The organism is Candidatus Palauibacter polyketidifaciens (genome assembly GCF_947581785.1).
In the GTDB taxonomy this organism is placed as follows: domain Bacteria; phylum Gemmatimonadota; class Gemmatimonadetes; order Palauibacterales; family Palauibacteraceae; genus Palauibacter; species Palauibacter polyketidifaciens.
Genome location: NZ_CANPVO010000046.1, coordinates 33514 through 55717, shown reverse-complemented (window position 1 = coordinate 55717; position 22204 = coordinate 33514). Strand labels below are relative to the sequence as shown.

At 67.3% G+C, this 22204-nt stretch carries 19 protein-coding genes; 13 read left to right on the top strand and 6 right to left on the bottom strand.

Annotation, left to right across the window (positions count from 1 at the left end; all coding sequences use genetic code 11):
- Window positions 1-168: 168 nt before the first annotated feature.
- Entirely contained in the window at window positions 169-1119 is a 951-nt protein-coding gene (locus RN729_RS12765) for a hypothetical protein (protein WP_310785351.1), read from the bottom strand.
- On the bottom strand, window positions 1110-2408 hold the full coding sequence (locus RN729_RS12760) for an aminotransferase class I/II-fold pyridoxal phosphate-dependent enzyme (protein WP_310785350.1): 1299 nt from the start codon (window positions 2406-2408) through the stop codon (window positions 1110-1112). Before RN729_RS12760 ends, RN729_RS12765 begins: the two co-directional genes overlap by 10 nt.
- Window positions 2409-2542: 134 nt before the next feature.
- Here RN729_RS12760 and RN729_RS12755 point away from each other — a divergent pair, with 134 nt between their 5' ends.
- From RN729_RS12755 to RN729_RS12735, 5 genes are read left to right on the top strand one after another with little or no spacing between them, the layout of a single operon-like run.
- Complete coding sequence (locus tag RN729_RS12755; protein WP_310785347.1) at window positions 2543-2857, top strand: CopG family transcriptional regulator; 315 nt, start codon at window positions 2543-2545, stop codon at window positions 2855-2857.
- Entirely contained in the window at window positions 2854-3267 is a 414-nt protein-coding gene (locus tag RN729_RS12750; protein ID WP_310785346.1) for a PIN domain-containing protein, read from the top strand. Before RN729_RS12755 ends, RN729_RS12750 begins: the two co-directional genes overlap by 4 nt.
- 5 nt (window positions 3268-3272) lie before the next feature.
- Window positions 3273-3830: a hypothetical protein gene (locus tag RN729_RS12745; protein WP_310785344.1), complete on the top strand. Its 558-nt coding sequence runs from the start codon at window positions 3273-3275 to the stop codon at window positions 3828-3830.
- The gene (locus tag RN729_RS12740) at window positions 3797-3976 is read left to right on the top strand and encodes a hypothetical protein (protein ID WP_310785342.1); all 180 of its coding nucleotides are present in this window, start codon (window positions 3797-3799) and stop codon (window positions 3974-3976) included. Before RN729_RS12745 ends, RN729_RS12740 begins: the two co-directional genes overlap by 34 nt.
- Window positions 3973-4944 carry a squalene/phytoene synthase family protein gene (locus tag RN729_RS12735; RefSeq protein WP_310785340.1) on the top strand — a complete coding sequence of 324 codons (972 nt, stop codon included), beginning with the start codon at window positions 3973-3975 and terminating at the stop codon, window positions 4942-4944. The genes RN729_RS12740 and RN729_RS12735 overlap by 4 nt, the downstream gene beginning before the upstream one ends.
- 27 nt (window positions 4945-4971) lie before the next feature.
- On the opposite strand, the gene RN729_RS12730 is transcribed toward RN729_RS12735, so the two are convergent.
- Window positions 4972-8169: an efflux RND transporter permease subunit gene (locus RN729_RS12730; protein ID WP_310785338.1), complete on the bottom strand. Its 3198-nt coding sequence runs from the start codon at window positions 8167-8169 to the stop codon at window positions 4972-4974.
- A 237-nt stretch (window positions 8170-8406) separates the two neighbouring features.
- Here RN729_RS12730 and RN729_RS12725 point away from each other — a divergent pair, with 237 nt between their 5' ends.
- Complete coding sequence (locus RN729_RS12725; protein ID WP_310785336.1) at window positions 8407-9582, top strand: oxygenase MpaB family protein; 1176 nt, start codon at window positions 8407-8409, stop codon at window positions 9580-9582.
- 9 nt (window positions 9583-9591) lie between these two features.
- On the opposite strand, the gene RN729_RS12720 is transcribed toward RN729_RS12725, so the two are convergent.
- A complete protein-coding gene (locus RN729_RS12720) occupies window positions 9592-10977 on the bottom strand; it encodes an amidohydrolase family protein (protein ID WP_310785334.1) in 1386 nt (461 codons plus the stop codon).
- 220 nt (window positions 10978-11197) lie between these two features.
- On the opposite strand from RN729_RS12720, the gene RN729_RS12715 reads away from it, so the two are divergent.
- From RN729_RS12715 to RN729_RS12700, 4 genes are all read left to right on the top strand, one after another.
- Window positions 11198-13498, top strand: coding sequence for a fused MFS/spermidine synthase (locus RN729_RS12715; protein ID WP_310785332.1), 2301 nt, complete (start codon window positions 11198-11200; stop codon window positions 13496-13498).
- Window positions 13499-13559: 61 nt separating this feature from the next.
- Complete coding sequence (locus RN729_RS12710; RefSeq protein WP_310785330.1) at window positions 13560-13886, top strand: hypothetical protein; 327 nt, start codon at window positions 13560-13562, stop codon at window positions 13884-13886.
- 84 nt (window positions 13887-13970) lie between these two features.
- Window positions 13971-15068, top strand: coding sequence for a hypothetical protein (locus RN729_RS12705; protein WP_310785328.1), 1098 nt, complete (start codon window positions 13971-13973; stop codon window positions 15066-15068).
- A complete protein-coding gene (locus tag RN729_RS12700) occupies window positions 15065-15919 on the top strand; it encodes a hypothetical protein (protein WP_310785326.1) in 855 nt (284 codons plus the stop codon). Before RN729_RS12705 ends, RN729_RS12700 begins: the two co-directional genes overlap by 4 nt.
- 50 nt (window positions 15920-15969) lie before the next feature.
- Here RN729_RS12700 and RN729_RS12695 read toward each other — a convergent pair whose 3' ends face one another.
- Window positions 15970-16653, bottom strand: coding sequence for a DUF2461 domain-containing protein (locus RN729_RS12695; RefSeq protein ID WP_310785324.1), 684 nt, complete (start codon window positions 16651-16653; stop codon window positions 15970-15972).
- Between the two features lie 131 nt (window positions 16654-16784).
- Between RN729_RS12695 and RN729_RS12690 the strand changes: the two genes are divergently transcribed.
- The gene (locus RN729_RS12690; RefSeq protein ID WP_310785323.1) at window positions 16785-17231 is read left to right on the top strand and encodes an SRPBCC family protein; all 447 of its coding nucleotides are present in this window, start codon (window positions 16785-16787) and stop codon (window positions 17229-17231) included.
- 19 nt (window positions 17232-17250) lie between these two features.
- Window positions 17251-18474 (top strand): hypothetical protein, encoded by a 1224-nt coding sequence (locus tag RN729_RS12685; RefSeq protein ID WP_310785321.1) that lies wholly within the window; start codon window positions 17251-17253, stop codon window positions 18472-18474.
- A gap of 596 nt (window positions 18475-19070) precedes the next feature.
- Here the strand turns inward: RN729_RS12685 and RN729_RS12680 are convergent.
- Window positions 19071-20174 (bottom strand): cytochrome P450, encoded by a 1104-nt coding sequence (locus RN729_RS12680; RefSeq protein ID WP_310785320.1) that lies wholly within the window; start codon window positions 20172-20174, stop codon window positions 19071-19073.
- Window positions 20175-20641: 467 nt separating this feature from the next.
- Between RN729_RS12680 and RN729_RS12675 the strand changes: the two genes are divergently transcribed.
- Window positions 20642-21799 carry a helix-turn-helix transcriptional regulator gene (locus RN729_RS12675; protein ID WP_310785319.1) on the top strand — a complete coding sequence of 386 codons (1158 nt, stop codon included), beginning with the start codon at window positions 20642-20644 and terminating at the stop codon, window positions 21797-21799.
- Window positions 21800-22204 lie beyond the last annotated feature (405 nt).

The window sequence follows — 22204 nt, the reverse complement described above, 5'->3', positions numbered from 1 at the left end:
AGGCAGGAGAAATGACCGCGGAAGGGCGGACGAAACGTGAGCGCGCCGGGGGAACCGTGCTGGCGGAGTCGAGTGGAATCGTGTCGCCGACGGTGGAGAGGGTATTCAAGGTCCGTTCTACCATCAACATCATGGTAGATGGCGCCGGCAGGCTTCCCGCCGAAACGTCTAGCGGAAGCTGAGGCCGAAGCGGTGGGCGTCTCCGTCCACGTCGAAGGCCTGGAAGGCGTACTCCAGCGTCAGGGCGTCGCCCGTGAACGCGAGGCCGAAGGTGAACGGGCTCCGTTCGTCCTCCACGACGCGCTGGAGTCCGGCGCGGAGGCGGAACGTGTAGCCCTGGACGGGCCAGTAGGAGATCTCGACGCCGCCGGCCGGAATGATCTCGCCATCCCGACGCCGGGCGATCTGGCTGGTGAGGAACATGTCCAGTTCCCCGACCTCGAAGCTCTCCGTCGAGATGCCCAGGGCCAGTTGCGTGGGGATTCTGTCCGTGATGTCCGTGACAGTCCTCGTCTTCACATCCGATCCCAGGTTGCGGGCCGTCAGGCTGACCATCGTCGGTCCGAACTCGCGCGCCACCCCCAGGTCCACCACTAGCGCGCGATCCCGGAGCGCGCGCAGGAAGTGAAGTTCGAGGTATTTTGCTACGACACCGGCATCGACCACGCCGAACAGCGTGCGTGCGTAGCCGAGCGAGGCAGCGAACTCGGTCACGGGTTCGCCGTCGCCGAACGCCGCGTACTGCAGGTCCGGAAGCGCGGCGGTACCGGAGCCGCCGTAGCGCATGTACTGCAGACCCACCGCGAAGTCGCCCAGGCCGACGCTGCCCTTCGAGGCGAGCGTCGCGAGGGTGCCCTCCGAGCCGTATCGGTGCAGACTCGCCGCCATGCCGCCCGCGCGCCCTATGAGGGCAGGTGCGTAGAAGAGGAGGTCCGCTCCGCCACCGCGCAGGTAGGGCGCGTTCCCGTAGGCGGCCGCTTCCACGCTGGCCGGCGCCTGGAGCACGAGGGCGCGGTAGGCGTCCCGGGCCGGCTGGACGATCTGTGCCCTGCCCTCGCCCGCGATGGCCCCGATGGCCAGGACGGCGAGCGGCAGGGTCGCCGCGGTCCTCAGCCCCACAGGCGCTCCGTCTCCAGGAACTCCCTGAATCCATCCGGATCGTCGGCGGCGCACTCGATCCGAGCCACGCCGCGCTCGATGTCCTCCATGCTGTTCGCGATCGAGATGCGGAGGAAGTGCTGGCCCCCGGAGCCGATGCGGCAGAAGGAGGCCCGGTCCATCGTCGCCACGCCGTACCGGTAGAGCAGAAACATCTGCAGCATGCCGGACGGCGTCGTCCGCGCGCGGGATTCCGGCGGCATGGCGCCGTACGCCTCGAACACGCCCAGCCGCTCGCACACGCCGGAGATGTTCGGGAAGACGTAGAACGCTCCCTTCGGCACTTGGCAACTCAGGCCCTCGATCGCGTTGAGCGCGGGTACGATGAAGTCCCGCCGACGTTCGAACTCCCCCACCATGTGCGCCACGACGCCGGCCGTGGCCGGGTCCTCGTACGCCGCCCGCCCACCTTCCTGCAGGAAGGGCGGCACGCACGACATGATATTGATGTTCAGATTCTTGAAGACGTCGGCCTCCTCCGCCGTCGGCAGGACGGCCCAGCCCAGACGCCACCCCGTCATGGCGAACCCCTTCGAATGGCCGCTCGCGATGACCGTCCGCTCCGCCATGCCCTCGTGCGACGCGATGCTGTGGTGCTCCAGGCCGTCGAAGAGGATGTGCTCGTAGATCTCGTCGGAGTAGATCCGGATGTCCGGGTGACAGCGTTCGCGGATCACGGCCGCGACGCCCGCAAGATCTTCCGCCGACAGCACGCCTCCGGTCGGATTGGAGGGCGAACAGAGGATGATGAGCCGGGTGCGCTCGGTGAGGAGCGCCCCGAGGTCGTCCGCCGTGAACGCGAAGCCCTTCTCCTCCGAGAGGTGCAGGGGCACGGGACGCGCCCCCACGAACGTCGCCCACGACTCGTATATGGGGAATCCGGGACTCGGGTAGACGACCTCGTCGCCCCGGTCCACGTACGTCTGGAAGGTGTAGCCGATCGGCGGCTTGGCCCCGGGGGTGACGACGACCTGATCCGCCCCCGCAGAAATCCCGCGCGTAGCCGAAACGTGACGTGCGATCGCCTCGCGGAAGGACGGGAGTCCCGCCGCGTCGCAGTACCCCGAGTTCCCGGCCTCGAGTTCCGCGACGGCAACGCGATTCAGGTGCGGCGCGCTGCGGAAGTCCGGCGCGCCGATGTTGAAGCGGATGACGTCCATCCCGCGGTCGAGACACACCTGGATGTCGTCGTTGACCTTGAAGGCGTTCTCGGTCCCGAGATCGGCGAGGCGCTGCGCCAGGATGGGCATGCCCGATAATGTCCCCCTCGCCCACCCGCTGCCAGTGGAGAGAGAAGAAGCGTCACTCCGGGGCGAGCACGGCACCGAACGAGCCGGTCGCGAGCCGTGTTGCCCGATGGCTGGTAGCCATATACCATATACAAATGAGTAGAATCAAGACGACGGTTTACCTGCGCGCGACGGACTACGGGAGGCTGAAGTCAATCGCCGACGCCGAGAACCGCTCGGCGGCGGAACTGATCCGTGAAGCGGTGGGCGAATACACCACACGCAAGGTACGGGCCCTTCTGCCGCGCAGCATCGGAATGGGCGACAGCGGCATGCCGCATCTGGCCGAACGATACGAAGACTACCTCCACGGATTCGGTGAGGACACGCCCGTCGGAGACGGGCTGGAAGCGGACGGTGAACCGGGAGCGCCGGACGGCCGCACCGGGCAGCACGGCGACCGCGCGTGATTGTCGCGGACACCAGCGCAATGGTGGCGCTGCTCGACCGCGGGGCACGGGATCATGACACGCTACGCGATGCCTACGAGCTGCGACCCGGAGAGTGGATCCTCCCCTGGGCCATCCTCCCGGAACTGGACTACATCGCCGCAGCGAGGCTGGGGCGGGGTGTAGCGGCTGCTCTGCGTGAGGACCTCGCCCGTGGAAAGTTCACCATCGAGTGGGGAAGATTCGCCGATCTGCAGCGAGCGGAGGAGTTGAACGTATCCTACCGTTCTCTGCGTCTCGGGCTGGTGGACGGCGTGGTCATGGCCGTGGCCGAACGCCTACGCGCGCGGGCGATTGCGACTGTCGACTTGGGCGATTTTGGAGCCGTATCCCTGGAGGGGCAGCCGCAACTCTGGCCGAGAGATCTCTAGAAGAGATGCGCGAGAACGGGATCGACATGTGGATCACCGTGCGCAAGGAGGGACTCGACGATCCGCTCACCCCCGACTTCGGGCCCGGGTACGTGAATCCCATCGGGTACTACATCTTCACCGACCGCGGCGGAGACCGGGTCGAACGCGCCGCCCTGGGAATCGGCGGATACCTGCTGGCCGGAAACGGCGCCTACGACATCGTCAGCGGCAACTTCGATCTTCGGGAGTTCGTCGCCGAGCGGGATCCGGAGCGGATCGGCCTCAACATGGGATCCAACATCGGCGCGGCCGACGGACTCTCCCATACCGGTTACCAGCACCTCGCGGAGACGCTGGGCGAACCGTGGGCGTCGCGCTTCGTCTCCGCGGAGAAGCTCGTCTCCGACTTCGGGTCACGCCGCGTCGCATCGGAGATCGCGGGCTTCGCCGAGGCGGGCGAGATCTCGCGCGAACTCGCGGAACGGCCCTCTCGAACGAAGTCGTCACGCCCGGCGTCACGACGCTACGGGACGTGGCATGGTGGCTCATGGACCGGCTGCTCGAGCGTGTCGCCTACGTGATGCGGCCGGAGGAGACGGAGGCGATGCCGGGCGTGCAGAACGCGTTCGACCGGGCGATGGAAGCGCGGGAAGTGTCGCGCCGCGCGATCCGGGTCGGCATCACCGCGCGCGACCGTTTCTTGACCCGGAGCCGTCCCGGGATATGACCACCCTTCACGAACTTCTCGTGCGTGCGAGCCGCACGTTTGCGGTCGGCATCGAGATCCTCCCGCACCCGCTGCGGGGCGAGATCACCGTGGCCTACCTGCTGTTGCGCGTCTCCGACTACCTGGAGGACAACCAGGAAATCGCGGGGGACGAGAAGGTCTTCCTGCTGGAAGAGTGGCGGCGCGTGCTCGACGGAGGTCCCGGTCGCGCGGCGCTCATCGATCGCCTGGGAGAAGCCGCGGAAGACACCCCGGACGCGTCCGTGGCCCGGCACACGGCGCGCGTTCTGGAGGGACTCGACCGTCTGGCGCCCGAGGCCCGGGAGATCGTCGTGCGCCGAGTGCGGGAATCCAGCGCCGGGATGGCGCGGTGGACGGAGCGGGGGTCGAAGTTCGAGACCGAGGAGGATCTGGACGACTACATGCACGAGGTCGCGGGGCGGGTGGGCCATCTGCTGACGGAACTGTTCGTCCATCGGTTGCCGGGCGTCGGGAGGGACCATGCCCGAATGATGGCGTTGGGACGGGAGTTCGGCCTCGCGCTGCAGACAGTCAACGTGATCAGGGGGCTGCACGAAGACCGGCATCGCGGCTGGGTGTACGTGCCCGCGTCCTTCCTCCCCGACGGCATGGATCCCCGCGAACTGTTCGAGCCCGCGAACCACGCGGCGGCGATGACCGTGCTCGAGCGACTCGTGGAGAAGGCCGACCGCCACCTGGCGGCGGCGCGGAGCTACATGCGGATGATCCCACGACGGTACCACCGGGTGCGCCTCTTCTGCCTGCTCCCGCTCCTCTTCGCCGTGCGGACCCTGGCCATCAGCCGCACGAATCCGGAGGTGCTGGACCGGGAGACGAAGATGTCCCGGCGGGAGGTCCTCGCGATCACGCGCCGCGCGAAGCTCTTCGGCTTCTCCAATCGCTGGATCGCGCGGTACTGCCGGCGGCTCGCCGCCCGGGGCGCCTGACAGCCACCGCGATTCGGCAGCCGGCGATCAGGCGCGCGCCAGCCGCCAGCGTTCCCGCCGCGCCTCGAGGTTGTACTGCGTCATCACCAGCGCGGGCACGACGACCATGAGGAGGATCGTAGCGATGAACACGCCGAAGCCGACGGAGGTCGCCAGCGGAACGAGGTGCTGAGCGTACGTGCTCGTCTCGAAAACCAGCGGGGCCACGCCCAGGAATGTGGTAATCGACGTGAGCATGATTGCCCGGAATCTCTCCTTGGCCCCGCTGATGACCGCATCCGCGGGCTCGAGGCCGGAGTCCCTGAGGTCGTTGATGAACCGGATCATCATGAGCGAGTCGTTCACGACCACGCCGAAGACGCCGACGAGTCCGTACAGCGACCACAGTCCCCAACTGAGACCGAGCAGCATGTGGCCGGCGAGCGCGCCGATCGCGCCGAGCGGAACGGCGGCCATGATGATGAGGGGCTGCGTGTACGAGCCGAACGGGATCGCCATCAGGCTGTACATGATGAGGAGAGCGAGAATGAGCGACCGGCCCAGCACGGAGATCGCGTGATCCTGCTCCTTCCTCTGACCGCCGTACGTGTAGGCGAGATCCGGGTTCTCGCCCGTCAGTCGCGCGAGGACTTCGTTGTCCAGCTTGGCGTTCACCTGCTGGCCAGTGGCGATGCGCGGATCCACGTCCGCGGTGATCGTCACGGCGCGGCGTCCGTCGACCCGGTGGATGGCGGCTGACGAGCGGGAAAATCCGGCGGACGCGATCTGACCAAGCGGCACTTCGCCCCCCGGCGTGCGGACGAGGTAGTTCTCGACGTCGGCCGCCGAGTTACGCTCCTCCTCGGGAAGCCGGACCCACACGCGCATGTCTTCGCGCCCCCGAGGCACCCTGAGCGCTTCCGTCCCGAAAAAGGCCGAGCGCACCTGCGTCGCGAAGCGGTCGAGCGTCAGGTTCAGGGAGCGGCCCTCCGGATTCAACTCCAACTGAAGCTCCCGAAACCCTTCATCGAGGTTGCTCCGAACGTCGAAGGTCCCCTCCATGGCCGTCAGTTCAGCCGCGAATTCACCCGCAATAGCCTCCAGGCGATCCGGATCCGGATGGGACAGTTCGTAGTGAACGGGCAGCCCCAGACCCAGAAGGTTCGATGAGATCGAGAGCGATTTCGCTTCGGCCGCGACGCCGACCTCCTCCCGCCACACGCGTTCAAAGGTGGACGCGGCGATGCCCCGGCTGTTCCAGTCGTGGAGCTTGAACTGCACCGTGCCGAGGTGGCCTCGAGCCGCCTCCACCGCGTCCCCGCCGAGAGGATCGTACAGCGCCGCCAACTCGCCCACGGTGACGGCGACGTCGAACCCCAGCGGATCCTCGCCTCCAGCCTCATCCTCCGCGAGGCGGGCCACGGCCCGGTGTCCCGCGGCTTCGATTTCCGCGACGATCCGGGCGGTGCGCTCGGCCGGGGTCCCCGTCGGCATCTCCAGGTTCGCCGAGACGACATCGCCCTCGATCGGGGTGATGAACTGGTTGGGTACGATGCCCGACGCCACCGTCCCCATCGAGATCACGAGCAGACCGGCCGCCGCGGCGAGGATGATGGAGGGCTGCTCCGTCGCAACGCGGAGCCCGCGGTCGAGGGGTCCGTCCGCGATTCGCTTCATGGTCCGGTCAACCGCACCCTGGGCCCGCTCCAGCATCCGATGGGCGGCGCCGGACCTCCGCACGCGGCCGGGGGCCGCCAGGTGGGAGAGGTGGTTCGGGAGAACGAGCAGCGATTCCATCAGCGAGATCACGAGCACCGCGATCACCACGAGTGGAATCCCGCGGCCGAGTTCTCCCTGCGGGCCGGGGGCGTTCAGCAGCGCGGCGAAGGCCGTGATCGTCGTGAGAACCGAGAATATGACGGGAGTGCTGACGCGGCGCGTGCCGCGGATGGCGGCCGCAAGTCCCCGGTATCCCCGCTCTCTCTCCGCGAAGATGCTCTCTCCAACGACGATCGCGTCGTCCACGACGATGCCCAGCGCCAGCACGAGCGCCATCAGCGAGAACATGTTGATCGAGATGCCCAGGAAGCCCATCACGAGGAACGCGCCCATGAAGGAGACGGCCAAACCCACGGCCACCCAAATGGCGAGTCGGATCTCCAGGAAGAGCGCCAGCGCCACGAAGACGAGCGCGAACCCGATCAGAGCGTTCTCCGTCATGAGGCCGAGACGCCCGCTGACTTCCTCCGAATCATCCTTCCACAGGTCCACCGAGACGCCTTCGGGCAGGGCCGGCACGACTTCGATGTCGAGATACCGCTTTACGGCTTCGGCGATGTCCAGCACCTGCTCATCGGAGGTCCGGTAGACATCGACCCGAACCGCGGTCTGCCCGTTGTAGCGCACGCTCAGATCGGTGTCGGCGAAGCCGTCCCGCACCGTCGCGACCTCGCCGAGCCGCACCGACGTGCCGTCCGGACGGCCGAGGAGGATGATCTCCTCAAAATCCACCTGCTCGTAGTTCTGCCCCAGCGTGCGAACCAGGATGTCCTCGCCACTGGTGGATACCCGGCCGGCGGACAGTTCGAGCGAACTCTGCCGCACCGCAAACGCGATGTCGTCCAGAGTCAGACCGAGGGCGCGGAGCCGTCTCTGGGGCACCTCGATCGAGATCTCATACGGACGGGCGCCGCTGATCTCGGCCAGCGACACCTCGGGAAGGGCGGAGAGGCCCTCCTCGATGCCGTACGCCAGCTCCTTGAGCGTGCGCTCCGGGACATCGCCGTACACGAGGAGACGAAGGACGCTCTGCCGACTCGTGATCTCCCGTATCTCGGGCCGTTCGGCGGCGGCGGGGAAGGTCGGAATGCGGTCGACTTCGGCCTTCACCTCGTTGAGGGCGCGGTTGACGTCCGTTCCCGAGGTGAACTCCGCAATCACCGACGCGAGCCCCTCGGACGCGGTGGCTTCCACCCGGCTCAGGCCGTCCACCGCCCGGATCTGCTCCTCGATCCGGCGGACGATGGATTCCTCGACCTCCTCGGGAGCCGCACCGGGATAGGGTACGACGATCTGGACGCGGTCCAGGGAAAAATCGGGCAGGACTTCCTGGACCAGGTTCCGGGCCGAGGCCAGGCCGGCGAGGACGAGGAACAGCATGACCACGTTTGCGGCGATGCCGTTCTTCGCCATGAAGCCGATGGGGCCCCGGACACTGCTTCGGTCGAAGTGACCGTCGTCACTCACACGGCGCTCTTCCGTGATGTGTCCCACCTCCCCTCAGCCAACGCTCGCAGGCCTGACTGTCGACGCTCGCAGGCCTAACGGTTTACGCCGCGCGCGACCGATTCGCCAGAGCGCCGGGCGGACGGATCCCGGGCGTCATGTCCCCGAAACTTTTGCCATTCGTTGTCCGAACGTATTCTCTTCGGTTGAGATGGGGAGACATTTGGGTTGAATTGGGGAGATGAGATCAACTCACGTATGAGGATTCCGTCCAGCTACGTTCCCGGGTACGAGGCCGCGCGGGCCATCGATTCCCGGCTTGCGGACGATTACATCCGTCATACCACGCTCGGAGATCCCCTTGCCGATCGGGTCGTCGAGGATCTTGCGGCGTCCTGTGCCCCCGGCGAGGTACACGCGCTCATAGCGTCCGCCCTGCGGGATCCGTTCCGGTTGCCCGATGGTCTCCCGGACTCTCTCAGGGAACTGGTGGCCGAGGTATCCGTCGTTCCGGACTGGTACGATCCGGACCTCGCCCAGGCGGCTACGCGCGGCTTCATCCGCAATTCCAACATCATTCCGGCAGCCCTGGCCGGGGCCGCGATCGTCGAGGGCTTTTCGACGCTGATCAGCAAGTCCTTCAGGATCCGGGGGCGCATCACGCAGAACGGGGTTCGCCGCCTTCGCCAGAACCTGCTGCACCTCGCCGACCAGTATCTCCCGGGCGGGATGGAACCGGGCGGGGATGGCTGGAGGCTGACGCTTCGAATCCGACTCGTGCATGCACAGTCCAGGATGTTGCTCGAGGCTTCGGACGAATGGGACGCGGCGGCTCACGGCATGCCCCTCAGTGCGGCTCACATCATGCTCGCCTCCACGACTTTCTCGGCGCGTCTCCTGCAGCACGCCAAGCGCCTCGGCGCAAAATTCAGCGACATGGAATGGGAAGGCTACGTCCATGTGTGGAGATACACCGCCTGGATCATGGGCGTCCCGGAGGCGCTCCTCTTCGAGGATTATGACGTGGCGCGCCGCAGATTCGAGATCGGGATGCTGTGCGAGCCCATCCCGGACGACGACGCCATCATCATGGCGAACAGCATCGTAAACAGTGCCCCGCTCCTGCTGGGTGTAAAGGATCCCAAGGAACGCCGGCCGTTCGCCACGTTCATCTACCAGGTTTGCCGGGAACTGGTCGGAGACGAGCTGGCCGACCAGTTCCTGTTTCCCCCATCCGGGAAGGTCCCGCAGGTTCCCCTGCTGTGGTTGAAGCACCGGTTGAGGAGGGCGGCACTGGAGTGGATTCCGGGATTCCACAAACTCGACCAAGGCTACGACTACATGGAGATGCTCGACATCTCCAACGTAGGCGATTTCGAACAGTCCTACAGCTTGCCCACCACGCTCCACGACGAAGCGTCACGCTCCTGGTAGACGCGCCGGTTACCGGAAGCTGAGGGCGGACTGGTCGCGGCCGCCGACCATGATGAACGCCACGTTCCCCATGTCGCGGATATTCTCGTCGGGCCGGCCATCGATCGCGATGATGTCCGCGAAGCGGCCCACCTCGACCGTGCCCACTTCATCCTCGATCCCCACGATCTCGGCGTTCAGCCCCGTGGCCGCGGTGATCGCCTCGAGCGGCGTGAACCCGGCGGCGACGAGATTCTCCATTTCGAGCAGCATGTAGCCGTGCATGCTGTCCGTCCCGATGCCGACCTTGACCCCCTTCTCCTTGGAGCGGCTGAGCTGTCCCAGGCGGGCCACGCGCCGCTGCGCACGACCCTCGTTCCGTGACAGCTCCTGCTCGTGCACCTGGCGTCCGCGCTCGAGCCAGTCGCCGATGTCGCCCGCTTCGTTGTCGAGGAAGCCCCACTCGTTGAAGACGCTCTGGAAGCCGATGGTGTACGTGTTCACGAACCCCACGTCGCGGCTCGCCATGAGGTCCATCAGTTCTTCGTCGAGGTTCCCCCCGTGCTGGATCGAGTTGACTCCCGCCTCGACCGCCAGGCGGATTGACTGACCGTTCGCGTGCGCGGTGGCCTCGATCCCGAGCCGGTGCAGCTCGTTCACGGCGGCGTCGATCTCTTCCTTCGTGTAGTTGCTCTCGCCGGGAGCGTACGGGGTGCCGTTGTTGGGACCCACCCTGGCGCGGTCGGTGATCGTCAGCTTCATGTGGTGCGCGCCCATCTCGTAGTTCTGTCGGACGAATGTGCGCATCTCCCAGGGCCCGTTCGTCGTCCGGTACTCGGCCGGGCCGTGGCCGGCGGTGGTCGAGATGAAGTTCCCGCTGGGATAGATCCGGGGGCCCGGAATGATCCCCTGCTCCACGGCCTGCGACGCCTGGATGTCGTTGTAATGGACCTCGCCGACCACGTAGATGCTCGTGACACCGGACATGAGTTGGACCCGGATGTTCCGCACGATGCGCGCCATCTGCATGGCGTCGTGCTGCTCCATGCCTTCCAGCTGACCCCGAAGCGTGCGAATGTCGGGCCGGATCGAGAGGTGCGCGTGCGCGTCGACGATCCCGGGCATCACGGTGTGGCCGCCCAGGTCGACGACCCGGGCGCCGTCCGGGATGGCGATGGCCGACGCGTCGCCCACGGCTTCGATCCGCTCTCCGCGTACAATGATGACCTGGTTCTCGCGAGCCGGCCGGCCCGTGCCGTCGATGAGTCGGCCGGCCCGGATCGCGGTCACTTCCTGGGCCGCCGGATGGTCGGCCACCGCCATCGCGGGAACGGCGCCGTACGCCGGGGAGGGAGCGGGGGGGACGAAGGCCGCGGCCAGCACCGCGGTCCGAAGGCTCATCGCTGTCGTTCGCATCGGACGCTCCTCAAGTCGGCGGGTGATCATCGCGTGGTCGGCACCTGCGAAACCTGTCGTCCGGGTCCGAGCGCGGCCAGACGGCGGGAAGCGCCCGGCGTTGGGCCGGCGCGGCGCACCGGGTCGGGCTATCGACTGCCCGGCAGGCAGACTACGTTGCCGCCGACCGACACCTCATCTCCCGTCCAGAACGAACCCGCCGCCCTGGATGCCCCGATCGATGACGTCCGATAGCCGTGTACGGCGGATCGCGCTGCTGGCCCTCTTCTTCCTGTCGGGGGTCAGCGGGCTCATCTATCAGATCGCCTGGGTGCGGCAGTCCGTCTTCACGTTCGGCGTCAGCATCTACGCCTACAGCACGGTCATCGGGGCCTACATGATCGGGCTCGCGCTCGGCAGCTACCTGATGGGTCGGCGCATCGACGCGCACGCACGGCCCCTGCGCACGTACGCGGCACTCGAAGTGGGGATCGCCGCGCTCGCCGCACTGTCGCCCTTCCTGCTCGGGGCCCTGCATACAATCTATCCGGGGCTCAGCAACGCCCTGCCGGCCGGAGGCTTCTGGCTCACGCTGGGCCGGCTTGTCTTCTCCCTGGCCGTGCTCACGCCGACGACCTTCCTCATCGGGGCCACGCTGCCCGTCATGAGCCGGATCTACGCGACTCACGGCGGGCGCGTGGGAAGCGACGTGGGTCGGCTCTACCTCGTGAACACGGCGGGCGCCGCCCTGGGCTGCGTCCTCACCGGACTCGTCTTCCTCCGGTACCTGGGCGCGCGGGAGACCATCTTCCTCGGCGCGGCGATCAATCTGCTCGTCGCGGGGGGAGCCCTCGCGCTCACCCGGCTGGCTCCGGCCCGGCTGGCGGGCGACGCGGCGAGGGAGGCCGGCGACTCCGCAGTGGGCGGGGCCCGCGGTTCCGCAACGGATTCGGCGGTTGGGGGCCGGCCCGCGACCGGACCCGCGGAAGGCGCGCTCCCGATCTCGGCCGGGGCGCTGCGCTACGTCGCGGTCGCCTTCGGCATCTCCGGCTTCATCGCCCTCGGCTACGAGGTGGTGTGGGCGCGGATCCTCTACATCCACTCCTCGCACGCCTCGTACTCGTTCTCGCTCATGCTGACGGTCTTCCTCACCGGGCTCGCGCTCGGAAGCGCCGGCGCGAGCTGGGTCCTGCGGCGGAAACGGGCGACGCTGAGGCACTTCGGGGCGATCCAGCTCGCGCTCGGGCTGCTCGCCGTCATCATCCTCCACGCCTTCGCGCGACTTCCCGCGCTCCACCTCGAGGACTGGTTCGGCGGCTACACCGTCGCCTACGAGTTCCTCATCGCCCTTGTCACGCTCTTTCCTCCCACCCTTCTCCTCGGGGCGCTGTTCCCCGTCGTCGGGAGCCTGTACACGCGCGAGCGGACCCAAGTCGTCGGGCTTCGGATCGGCCGCGTGAACGCGTTCAATACGGTGGGAGCGATTGCCGGCTCCCTCGGCGCGGGGTTCGTGCTCGTGCCGCTCCTCGGACTGCGCAACACGACGGTTGCGCTGGCGGTGCTGAACCTCGCACTCGGGGCCGTGGCCCTGCGCTTCGACCGCGGGGGCCGGCGGACGCTGCGATTTGCGCCGGCGGGCGCGATGGTGGCCACGCTGCTGGCCGTCGCGATCCTCCCCACCGGCTTCTATCTCGGCTCGTACTACACGGAGACGGACCGGCTCATCTTCTACAAGGAGGGCGTCGAGACCACCGTCGCCGTGCTCGAGGTCCCGGAGGACAACTTCAAGATCTCCTTCGTCAACGGCCGCGACGAAGTGCCGACGGACCGCGCGAGCATGTCGGCCTTCCGGCTGCTCGGACATCTGCCGCCGCTGCTCCGGCCCGGCGCCCGCAACGCGCTCGTCCTCAGCTTCGGCAACGGGATCGCAACCGGGACGATGAACACGCACGACATCCCGGTCATCGACGCCGTCGACCTTTCTCCCGAGATGATGGAGGCGGCCGCGGTCTACTCCGAGGAGAACTACGATGTTCTCGACAGCGACCGGCTGCGGCTCCATGTCGAGGACGGGCGGAACTTCCTTCTCCGGACGGAGGAGTCGTACGACATCATCTCCGTGGACGCGACGCACCCCGCGAACGCGAGTTCATGGGCGCTGTTCACGAGCGAGTTCTATCAGTTGATCGAAAGCCGGCTCGCCGCGGACGGCGTCTTCATGCAGTGGATCCCGATCCACGGCGTCCGCGAAGACGACTATCGCGACATCCTGCGGACCGTATGGGACATCTTCCCCAACATGGTGCTGTGGTCTACCGGGTCGACGCACAGCTACGTCGTCGCGACGCGGGAGCCGATGTCGTCCGTCGTGATGCAGTCGGTGCTCACGCGGGCGGCCGCCAACCCGATCGTCACCCGCGACCTCGGGCCGCCGGAGACCATCGCAGGCTACGTGGCGATGGCCGAGGCGGACCTGACGGGTTACATCGGCCGCGGCCCCGTCATCACGGACAACGACGCCTTCTTCATGCCCGCGCGCTAGCGTCGGCTGATCCGGGTTCGCGGGCATCGACACATCGACGAGGACCCGGTAGACTGCGGCCATGCGCCGGTTTGCCATCTCCCTGCTTCTGATCGCGGTCGTCTTGCCGTACGCGCGCGCCCCGCTCTGCGAGGTGGGGTCGCACGACCACCCGTCGCACAACCATGCGATCGCCGCGGCGTTGACCCCCGTCGCGGGTGACGAGGCAGGGACGCCGGGAGACTGCCATACGCTTATGGCGTGCACTGTCGTGCTCCTGGCGTCACTCGCGGAGACCGGCGCCGGCTTCCGCGCCTTCTCGGAGGCATGGGATCCCGCGCTGCAGGGCAGCGTCGCCCCGATTCCCTCGCGCGCCTCTCCGGACACGCCCCCTCCAAGAACCGCCTGAACGGACGTAGTCCAGCAGGCGCCGCGACCGCCGCTGCGATGGCGGGCCGCGGTGGAGTATCATCGTTCAGACGAGGGGCAAGCCATGCCATCCACGCATCTCTTCCGGCGTCCCGCGGGGATCGTCGGGTTCGTCGCGTTCGCCGCAGCCGCCTGCGGATCGGCTCAGCGCAACGACGTCTACCGCCTGGCCGCGCCGTACAATTTTGCGTTTTACGACACGCACGAAGAGGCGGCTCGATCGTTCTACGCCGCGCACTTCACTCACTTCGCCACCTACGAGATTCTGATGAGCCCGGGGCAGGACACGCCCGGACGGATGTCCGAGTTCGAGGCCCGGGTCCGGGCGTACATCGCGGAGCCGCCGAAGTTCGAGCCGCCCGCGGAGATCATCGCGCCGCGCTGGACGCGGGTCGCGTTCGAAACCGCCCAGTCGATGGACTGGGCGCACATGCTGCACTCCCAGCTCTACGACATCCTCACGGACGACCGGATCACCGATAAGCGAACGGCCGGAGAGCGGGCCATCGCCTACTACCTGTCGGAGACGGAGGCGGCGTTCTCCACACGCGGCTACGGACACCGCTTCATGGAGGGGGGCGGCGAGTGGGCCGGCAACTTCCGCATCGCGTACCCCGACATCAACGGGATTCTGTGGGCCTACCACTGGCACCACGCGGCCGTGTACGAGGCGCTGATGGAGACCGACCCGGATCGACGGCGCGCGGAACTCGACCGGGTGATCGACGTCTTCACGGACTCCGTCCTCGTGGAACTTCCGCACGTCATGCCGCTCACGGCCGAGGTCGCGCCGCGTTTCTCGCGCCTGTTCCCGGCCGCCGCGCACATCTTCGACAACCTCCACATGATGCACGATGTGGTGAACGACATCATGGCCGAGCCTTCCTACTCCCTGTCGGAGAAAGCAGCGGAGATCGAGCGCCTGCGGCGGCAGATGGTCTACGCGGGTCAGGACACGGTTGAAGCGCCCGGGATGCCGATGGGCGGGGACCATCGCATGAGCGACGGAGCGATGCGCGTCCCGACGGAGCTTCCAACGGGACGATGGCTGCCGCAGGGGCACCCCGAGGCGCGGATGGCTCCGATGGGCGAGTTCATGCGACCGCTCCCCGCACCCCAGGCGGGCCGGCCAGCTGGCGTCTCGGAGCGAGGTGTCCGATGAGGGCCGCCGCGAGGAGTATCGTGGCGACCGCCATACGGGGCGTTTCGGCGACGATCGCTCTGGGACTGGGGTCCGCCGCCGCGCCGGCGCCGGTCGCCGCTCAAGAGGACTTTCGCGCCGCGGAACTCGACCGCCCGACACGCGTCGAGGATGCGTATCCGATCAAGTTCCGGGAGTGGGAATTCCAAAGTGGGCTCCGCGGCTCGCTGGGAGAGGGCGACCGCGGCTTGCTCGGTCTGCTCGAGTTCAAGACGGGGCTGTTCCGCAACGGACAGTTCGGAGTCGAGATCGAGGGCGGCGTCGAACGCTCGTCGGCGCACGGGACTGGCGGCGGGATCGAGTCCGTTTCTGCCCACGTCCTGTACGGACTGGCCCGCGAGACGATCTCGCTCCCCGCTGTCGCCGTGCGCCTCAACGCGAGCACGCCGGGTGCCGGCGCCGTTGGCCACGAGGACTGGCAGTTCGGCGTGATGGGAATCGCCACGCGCTCCCTGGGTCGACTCCGTCTGCACGGCAACGGCGGCTACCGGTTCGCCGCCGAGGGCGACGGGGGCGACTACTTGCGCTTCGGCCTCGGCGCGGACTACCCCCTGGGACTGTTCAGCCGGGCGATCCTGGCCGACCTCTACGTGGAGGCTCCGGTTGCTGCGGGGCGAGCGCGGGTCTGGGCCGAGATCGGTACTCGCCTCCAGGTCAGCAACTGGAGCGTCCTCGACTTCGGCCTCGCCACGAGGCTCGACGAATGGGACCATGGGCACGCCAACGTCGAGATCGTGATCGGCGTGTCGCGCTCGTTCGGGATCCCGGGGCTGACGCGAGTCCCCCCGTACCCGAACCCGACGATCCCCTGAAGACCGTGATTCAGGTCAGGCACTCCAGCCGGGCCGGTTGGCCAGCGCCTTCAGTACGATACGCCGGTCGCCTGGCACAGCCAGCGCTGGAACGGCGCGGCGGTGCGGCACAGGGCGTTGAACCGGTCGAGAAAGTCGTCCGACATCAGATCTTCTTCGCCCAGTTGCACGACCGCGATGAAGTCCTTGCGCCGCAGGTCCTCGATCAGGGGATGGTCCACGCTGAACCCCTGCGGGGCCCGGACGAGCGAGTCGCCGGAGAGCTCGAAGGTCCCGCGAAAATCGGCGTCGCGCGATGCCCGCTTCCAGGCCTCCGGATCCTCGTCGATGGACGCGCGGATCTTGCGGAGCGCCGGCCCGCCGGGGCGCCACGAGCCGCAACCCGTGAAGCAGTGTCCGGGCTGGATGTGCAGGTAGAAGCCGGGGGCGTGGGCGTCCTTGCCCGCCTCGTGCCGGAACTGGATGCCGGTGTGGGTCTTGTACGGGCTCTTGTCCCGGGAGAAACGCGTGTCGCGGTAGATCCTGAAGAGCGAGCCGCCGTTCGCCCTCGGGTCGGCGCGAAAGTGGGGACTGATCTCCTCGAGGGGCATGGAGAAATCGGAGATGAAGCGGAGCGCCGGCTCCTTGACCTCCGCCTCGTACCGCGACTTGTTGGCCAGAAACCACTCGCGGTCGTTGTTCGCGGCCAACTCGCTCAGGAAGCTGAAGGTGTCGGGCGTGAAGTAGGCGGTCATTGCACGGTGGCTCGTCGGCTGGGGAGACGGGTATGATGAGCGGGGCCGATACCTAGGACGTCGGCCCGAACGAAACAAGCCGGGGAATCCCCCATCGACCCGACAGGCCATCGACCGGAAAGCCTCCCGCCATGACGCGCACCGAACTCAGCCGGACCATCGACGCCCCGGTCGGAACGGTTTTTGCGACCGTCGCCGACATCTCCAACTTTTCCAAGGCCGTGCCGCACATCGAGCACGTGGAGTTCCTGTCGGAGACAAGGACAGGCGTCGGTGCCCGCTTCCGAGAGACACGGCTCATGGGGAGCAGAAGGGCGACCACGGAGCTGGAGGTGACCGAATACGTCCAGGACGAGCACGTTCGCTTCGTGTCCGACGCGGGCGGCACGGTCTGGGACACGACCTTCACCGTCGAGCCGGACCCGGATGGCCGCGGGACGCGGCTGGTCATGGTGATGGAGGCGCGGCCCCACAAGCTCCTGGCCAGACTCGCCACGCCGCTCATGAAGAGAGTGATCGCCAGGGCGATCGACGCCGACCTCGATGCCGTGAAGGCATACGCCGAGGCGGCGGGATAGCGGGAAGAAGGTGACCGACATGCTCGCAAGAGGGAGGCCGACCCGAATCGCTGCCACGCTGCTGACCGCGTTGGCGGCACCTGCGACCGCGAGCGGGGGACTCGCTCAGGAAGTCATCGAGCTTCCGGGCGAGGACCGCTGGCTCGAGGCCGACTTCGAGGAGGTCTACCGCGTCGGTGCCGCCGATGGAGAGCAGTGGGAAGAGTTTGGCAGGATCCGCGGATTGGGGTTTGATGGCGCCGGCAACCTCTACGTATTCGACAGCCTGGCCGGCCGCATCGTGGTCGTGGGGCCGGACGGAAGCCTGGTTCGCGAGTTCGGGCGCCTGGGCGAGGGGCCGGGCGAGTTCCAGTTTGCGCTCGCCATGGCGGTCCTGGCCGATGGGCAGGTCGTGGTCGCGGACGCCCGCCATCGCGCCTACCTGATCTTTGACGAACATGGTGAGTACGAACGGCACGTTCGCTTCGGCGGTGACGCCAGCGTGGCCCGAGTCCCGTGGATGTGGCCCGAGCGCGGCGGCGAGTCGGTTGTCGTGGGCACCCGACTGGCTGGCGCCTCGTACATTGGAGCTCCGGAAAGGGGGCCCGGTCCTCCCACGCGTCCGATCGTGCGCCTCGGCCTCGCGGGAGAGGAGGTGGCGCGGGACACGATCATGGAGGCCTGGATGCCTCCACGCGGAGAGGAAAACGAGCGTCGCGCTTTCGAGCCGGAGCTCTGGGTGGGCACGCTGCCCGGCGCGAGAGTCGCCTTCTCGGATTCCTCCGCCTACGAGATCAAGATCGCGGGCCGGGAAAGCGGAGTCTCACACATCCTCAGGCGGCCGTTCGTGCCCGAACCCGTGACCGAACGCATGGAACGAGCCGACAGGGACCGTCGACTCAGCGAAATGGGTCGAAGTTCCATCACGCGGACCCCTGGGGGAGTGACAGTGACGGGGGGAGGCAGCGGCGATCGATGGGTGGAGATGATCGAGTCGCAGGAGTTCTTTGAAGAGGTGCCGGTGGTCCGGGGACTGCGTACGACCTGGAACGGTCGTATCTGGGTCCGCCGCCGCGGCGACCAACCCCACGAAGGCGGCCCCCTCGATGTCCTCGAAGCGGACGGGCGTTACGTCGGCAGCTATCCTCGGGAAGCGACGATCCCGGCCGCGTTCGGACCCGCTGGGCTCGCGGCCTTCATCGAACGGGACGAACTCGACATCGAGATTGTGGTCGTGAAGCGTCTGCCGCCGACGGTGAACTGACGTCACCGGGGGCGCTCCTCTCGGATCGTCTGGAAGCGCGTTGAGAAGACGGCACGCGGGGCCATCCCCGGGCTTTCCATCTCGGTTTCGGGTGGAGCGCCTCGTCGTGTGGTCCGCCTCGTCGTGTGGTCCGAGGGCGACGCCCGGGACCGAATGTTTCTATTCGAGCTGTGGGTTCAACCTCATGAGCGCGGTCATCGCGGCGGCCTCGGGATGCAGTTTCGCCGTCTGCGCGGCGTCCACGGATCCGGATTACCTCATTTGAGCAATTGCGCGGCTTCGGCGACTGGCGGAGCCTGTCCGCATGCAACCGTTGATTCAGAAGACCTTCGCCGCTTCCGGCAGGGTGTTGCCGGAAGGGTCAGGCTAGGCAGCGTGCCCGGGAAATGGGGAAACACCTGCGCCAGGCCCCGATGCACGGCGTTCACCGTGAAGCCACCTCCGACGCCCGGCTCCGTGGGCTCCAGTCGCACCCAGCCCTTGAAGGCCTGCCCCCGTTGCGTCGTGGAAGCCGCCCGCCGAATCGACGTCGAGCCGCCGTCCTGGGCTGTGGATGCGCTGGCCGAGCAGCCCGGATGCGACGTTAAGACGTGACTTCACGCTGCGACTCGCAGAGGGAGCGCGGCGAGTCCGCGGATCACCGTTGATTTACGGTAGCGCGGGCTGCCCGAGGCGAGTTCAATCGTACCAAGCTTGCGTAGCGCCTCGGTGAAGATCGCGCTTGCCTCCATGCGCGCGAGTTCGGCGCCGATACACCGGTGGACCCCGTGTCCGAACGCCGCGTGCTTTGGACCCGTGCGGGTAATGTCGAAGGTGTCGGGATTCTCGAACGCCGCCCCGTCCCGGTTCGCCGATCCGGTGAGCAGGATCACGCCATCGCCCGCCCTGATCGTCCGTCCACGAACCACGACGTCCGCCTTTGCGACCCGGAAGTCCGTCTGCACCGGGCTGTCGAAGCGCAGCATCTCGTTGATCGCGGCGCGCGTCCGCTTCGGTTCTTCGCGCAGGCGTTGCATTTGTTCCCGATCGCGCACGAGGGCGAGCATGCCGTTGCCGATGAGGTGGGTCGTGGTTTCGTTGCCGGCGATCATCAGCACGCTCAACATGTCGGAGGCTTCGGTCATGCTGATCCCGTCGCCCGCAGCAGCCAGCCTGGCCAGCGTGCTGACGGCGTCGTCCTCGCTCGATTGCGTCCGCTGACGTAGCAGGGCCGTGAAGTAGCGCCGGATCTCCGACCCCGCGATGTGCGCGGCTTTGCGCTCGCGGCGCGTCGCGATCATCTCGAGGAGCCGGGCACGCCTCCGTGACCATACCTCCCATCGGCGGTGGTCCTTCTCGGGGAGCCCCAACATCGCCAGCATCACCCGCATGGCAAGCGGCTCCGCCACTTCGGCGATCCAGTCGATCGTCCGCCGTCCAGCCGCCCCCTCCACGAGTTCGGCCGCAACGCGCGCGATGGTCTCGTCCAGTGTCCGCAGGCGCGCACTCGTGAAGGCCTTCGCGGCGCACCTGCGCAGCCGCGTGTGTTCGGGCGGATCCACGAGCAGGATGCTGTAGTCGTCCGGGGCCGGCGGGAGCACGCTTCGCGTCGCTTCGCGCCATCTCGGGTTGTTGGAAAAGCGCTCGTGGTCCTTTGCCGCCTCGAGCACATCCTCGTAGCGGGTCAACAGCCAGCTGCCCAGAATGGCGCTCCGATGCACGGGGCTGCGCCTGCGAAGCCTGGCATAGGTCCGATAGGGGTCCTGGATCACGCTCGGCGACAAAGGGTTGTAGGTTGCTCCGCTCGTTGCCCTCTCTCCAATGCCGACGGCGCGTGCGCCCACGCTGCGCCATCGTTGCCGGTTTACTCGCGAGATGGTCTCACGAACGGCTCGTCGAGGCATGTTGCTCTCCCAACTCCCTTCACGGTACAGGCGATGTCGCGCAAGAGACTCTATCCGTCCCTCGGCCGACACCGCACCAATACACCCGTTGCCGAGCAAGTTCCGCGCCCCGCACGTGCAGCCGCGTCCGCATGTCGCGTCAAGATTGCGGACTGTCATACGACTCGCCCGTCAACTACCCCATTTGAGGTAGGACGCTGGCGCTTGCCTGAATGGTCGTATCACATGATTTGAGGCCACGATCTCCGGGACACACACGAAACAGGGCTGGCGGCAGAAACAGCATGATCGCGCAGGACAGGTTCGAGCGGACGTTGGCGTTGCTGCACCGGGCGGCGCTGGGCGATGCCACGTGGGTCTCGGCCGCCGCCTCCGTCAACTCCCTGATCCGGGCGAGCGGCCACAGCCTGGGGTACGGCGAACTGCGTCCGGGGAGCGATCCCGAGGTCTTCCTCGCACGGTCGTTCTCCGGCCGGCAGCGTCGCAGGGACTGGGAAGAGCTGTATTTCGGCCGCTATTGGGGCCAGGATGAGGCGCTGCTGCGGCTCGGCACGCTTCGTCCCGACGAACTGGCCCACAAGCCGGATCTCTACACGGACGAAGAGAAAAAGACCTCGCCCGTGTACAACGACTTTCGGCGCACCACCCGATCGCAGAACGGCCTCTTCATGGTGCTCGACGGACTCGACGGGTGCGGAATCGTGTGGTCCTTTGCCGACTCCATGAAATCCGGAGGCTGGGGATACGACCAGATCCGGGACATCAAGCGCCTGGCGCCCCATATGCGCCACTTCGCGCGCGTCCGGCGCCTGATGATGGACACCGAGGCGCTGGGTGCATCGCTTGCCGATCTGCTGGACAACAGACGGCCGGGGATCGTCCAGCTCGACCGTCGCGGACGGATTCGGGAGGCGAACGACCAGGCCCGGGCCCTCCTGCTGAAAGGCGATGGGCTCCGCGACAGGAAGGGTTCGCTGACCGCCGAGCTGCCGGCGGAAGACGACCGGCTACAGCGTCTGCTGGCGGCCGCCCTGCCCCCGTACGGCACACAGGGCGCCGGAGGCTCGATGAAGATCACGCGCCCGGACACGGGAACGCCGCTGGTCGTCGAAGTCCATCCCGTCGGCGGAATGCGTGCGGACTATCGGGCATGGAAGGTCGGCGTGCTGGTGCTCATCGTAGACCCCGCGAGTCGATCCCGTATAGATCCGGCGTTGGCGGCCACGGTCCTGGGCCTGACGCCCACGGAGAGCCGTGTGGCGGTGGCGCTGGCCGCCGGCCGCTCCGCGGCCGAGATCTCGCAGACTCTGGGCGTGGCGGAGGGTACCGTGCGGGTACACCTGAAGCACGCCTATCGCAAGCTGGGGATCAAGGGCCAGACCGAACTCGCGCGGCGGATCCTGTCGCTGGAGGCCGTACGAGGATCCCCTCGCTCACCCTGATGCTCCACCGCATGGTACCGGCGGGCCGCGGCGGAACTCCGGAAGACGTACGGCCTCTCAATTCATCGTCACGCACTGACATCGGACTTCTTTCGGACGAGGAGGGCAGGCTTCTCCTCGAATCGGAAGCGGAACCACGGCACCGGGGACATTCCCCTGCTGCCCGCGCCGAAGGACCCTCGCCTCGAATCTCATGAACCAACCGCTCAAGGTGCTTTGCGAACTCGGAGGCTGGAAGACGGCTCAGACGTAAGAAGGTCGGCTTGTTCACGGACGCCTTGACGCAACTCATGGCTTCTCGTGTGCATGCCGATCAAATCGTTGACCATTAGCAGGGCCTCGCCAAGAGCTTGGAGCGTAGCCGAGCCGCTAGGCGGCCCCGCCCGTCCACCCGCCAGCCTCCGT

What these genes read in the sequence shown, in the direction of transcription:
- RN729_RS12760 (WP_310785350.1), bottom strand. Translation starts at nt 2,408, where the DNA reads ATGCCCATCCTGGCGCAGCGCCTCGCCGATCTCGGGACCGAGAACGCC.
- RN729_RS12755 (WP_310785347.1), top strand. Translation starts at nt 2,543, where the DNA reads ATGAGTAGAATCAAGACGACGGTTTACCTGCGCGCGACGGACTACGGG.
- RN729_RS12745 (WP_310785344.1), top strand. Translation starts at nt 3,273, where the DNA reads ATGCGCGAGAACGGGATCGACATGTGGATCACCGTGCGCAAGGAGGGA.
- RN729_RS12740 (WP_310785342.1), top strand. Translation starts at nt 3,797, where the DNA reads ATGGACCGGCTGCTCGAGCGTGTCGCCTACGTGATGCGGCCGGAGGAG.
- RN729_RS12735 (WP_310785340.1), top strand. Translation starts at nt 3,973, where the DNA reads ATGACCACCCTTCACGAACTTCTCGTGCGTGCGAGCCGCACGTTTGCG.
- RN729_RS12725 (WP_310785336.1), top strand. Translation starts at nt 8,407, where the DNA reads ATGAGGATTCCGTCCAGCTACGTTCCCGGGTACGAGGCCGCGCGGGCC.
- RN729_RS12720 (WP_310785334.1), bottom strand. Translation starts at nt 10,977, where the DNA reads ATGCGAACGACAGCGATGAGCCTTCGGACCGCGGTGCTGGCCGCGGCC.
- RN729_RS12715 (WP_310785332.1), top strand. Translation starts at nt 11,198, where the DNA reads ATGACGTCCGATAGCCGTGTACGGCGGATCGCGCTGCTGGCCCTCTTC.
- RN729_RS12710 (WP_310785330.1), top strand. Translation starts at nt 13,560, where the DNA reads ATGCGCCGGTTTGCCATCTCCCTGCTTCTGATCGCGGTCGTCTTGCCG.
- RN729_RS12705 (WP_310785328.1), top strand. Translation starts at nt 13,971, where the DNA reads ATGCCATCCACGCATCTCTTCCGGCGTCCCGCGGGGATCGTCGGGTTC.
- RN729_RS12700 (WP_310785326.1), top strand. Translation starts at nt 15,065, where the DNA reads ATGAGGGCCGCCGCGAGGAGTATCGTGGCGACCGCCATACGGGGCGTT.
- RN729_RS12695 (WP_310785324.1), bottom strand. Translation starts at nt 16,653, where the DNA reads ATGACCGCCTACTTCACGCCCGACACCTTCAGCTTCCTGAGCGAGTTG.
- RN729_RS12690 (WP_310785323.1), top strand. Translation starts at nt 16,785, where the DNA reads ATGACGCGCACCGAACTCAGCCGGACCATCGACGCCCCGGTCGGAACG.
- RN729_RS12685 (WP_310785321.1), top strand. Translation starts at nt 17,251, where the DNA reads ATGCTCGCAAGAGGGAGGCCGACCCGAATCGCTGCCACGCTGCTGACC.
- RN729_RS12675 (WP_310785319.1), top strand. Translation starts at nt 20,642, where the DNA reads ATGATCGCGCAGGACAGGTTCGAGCGGACGTTGGCGTTGCTGCACCGG.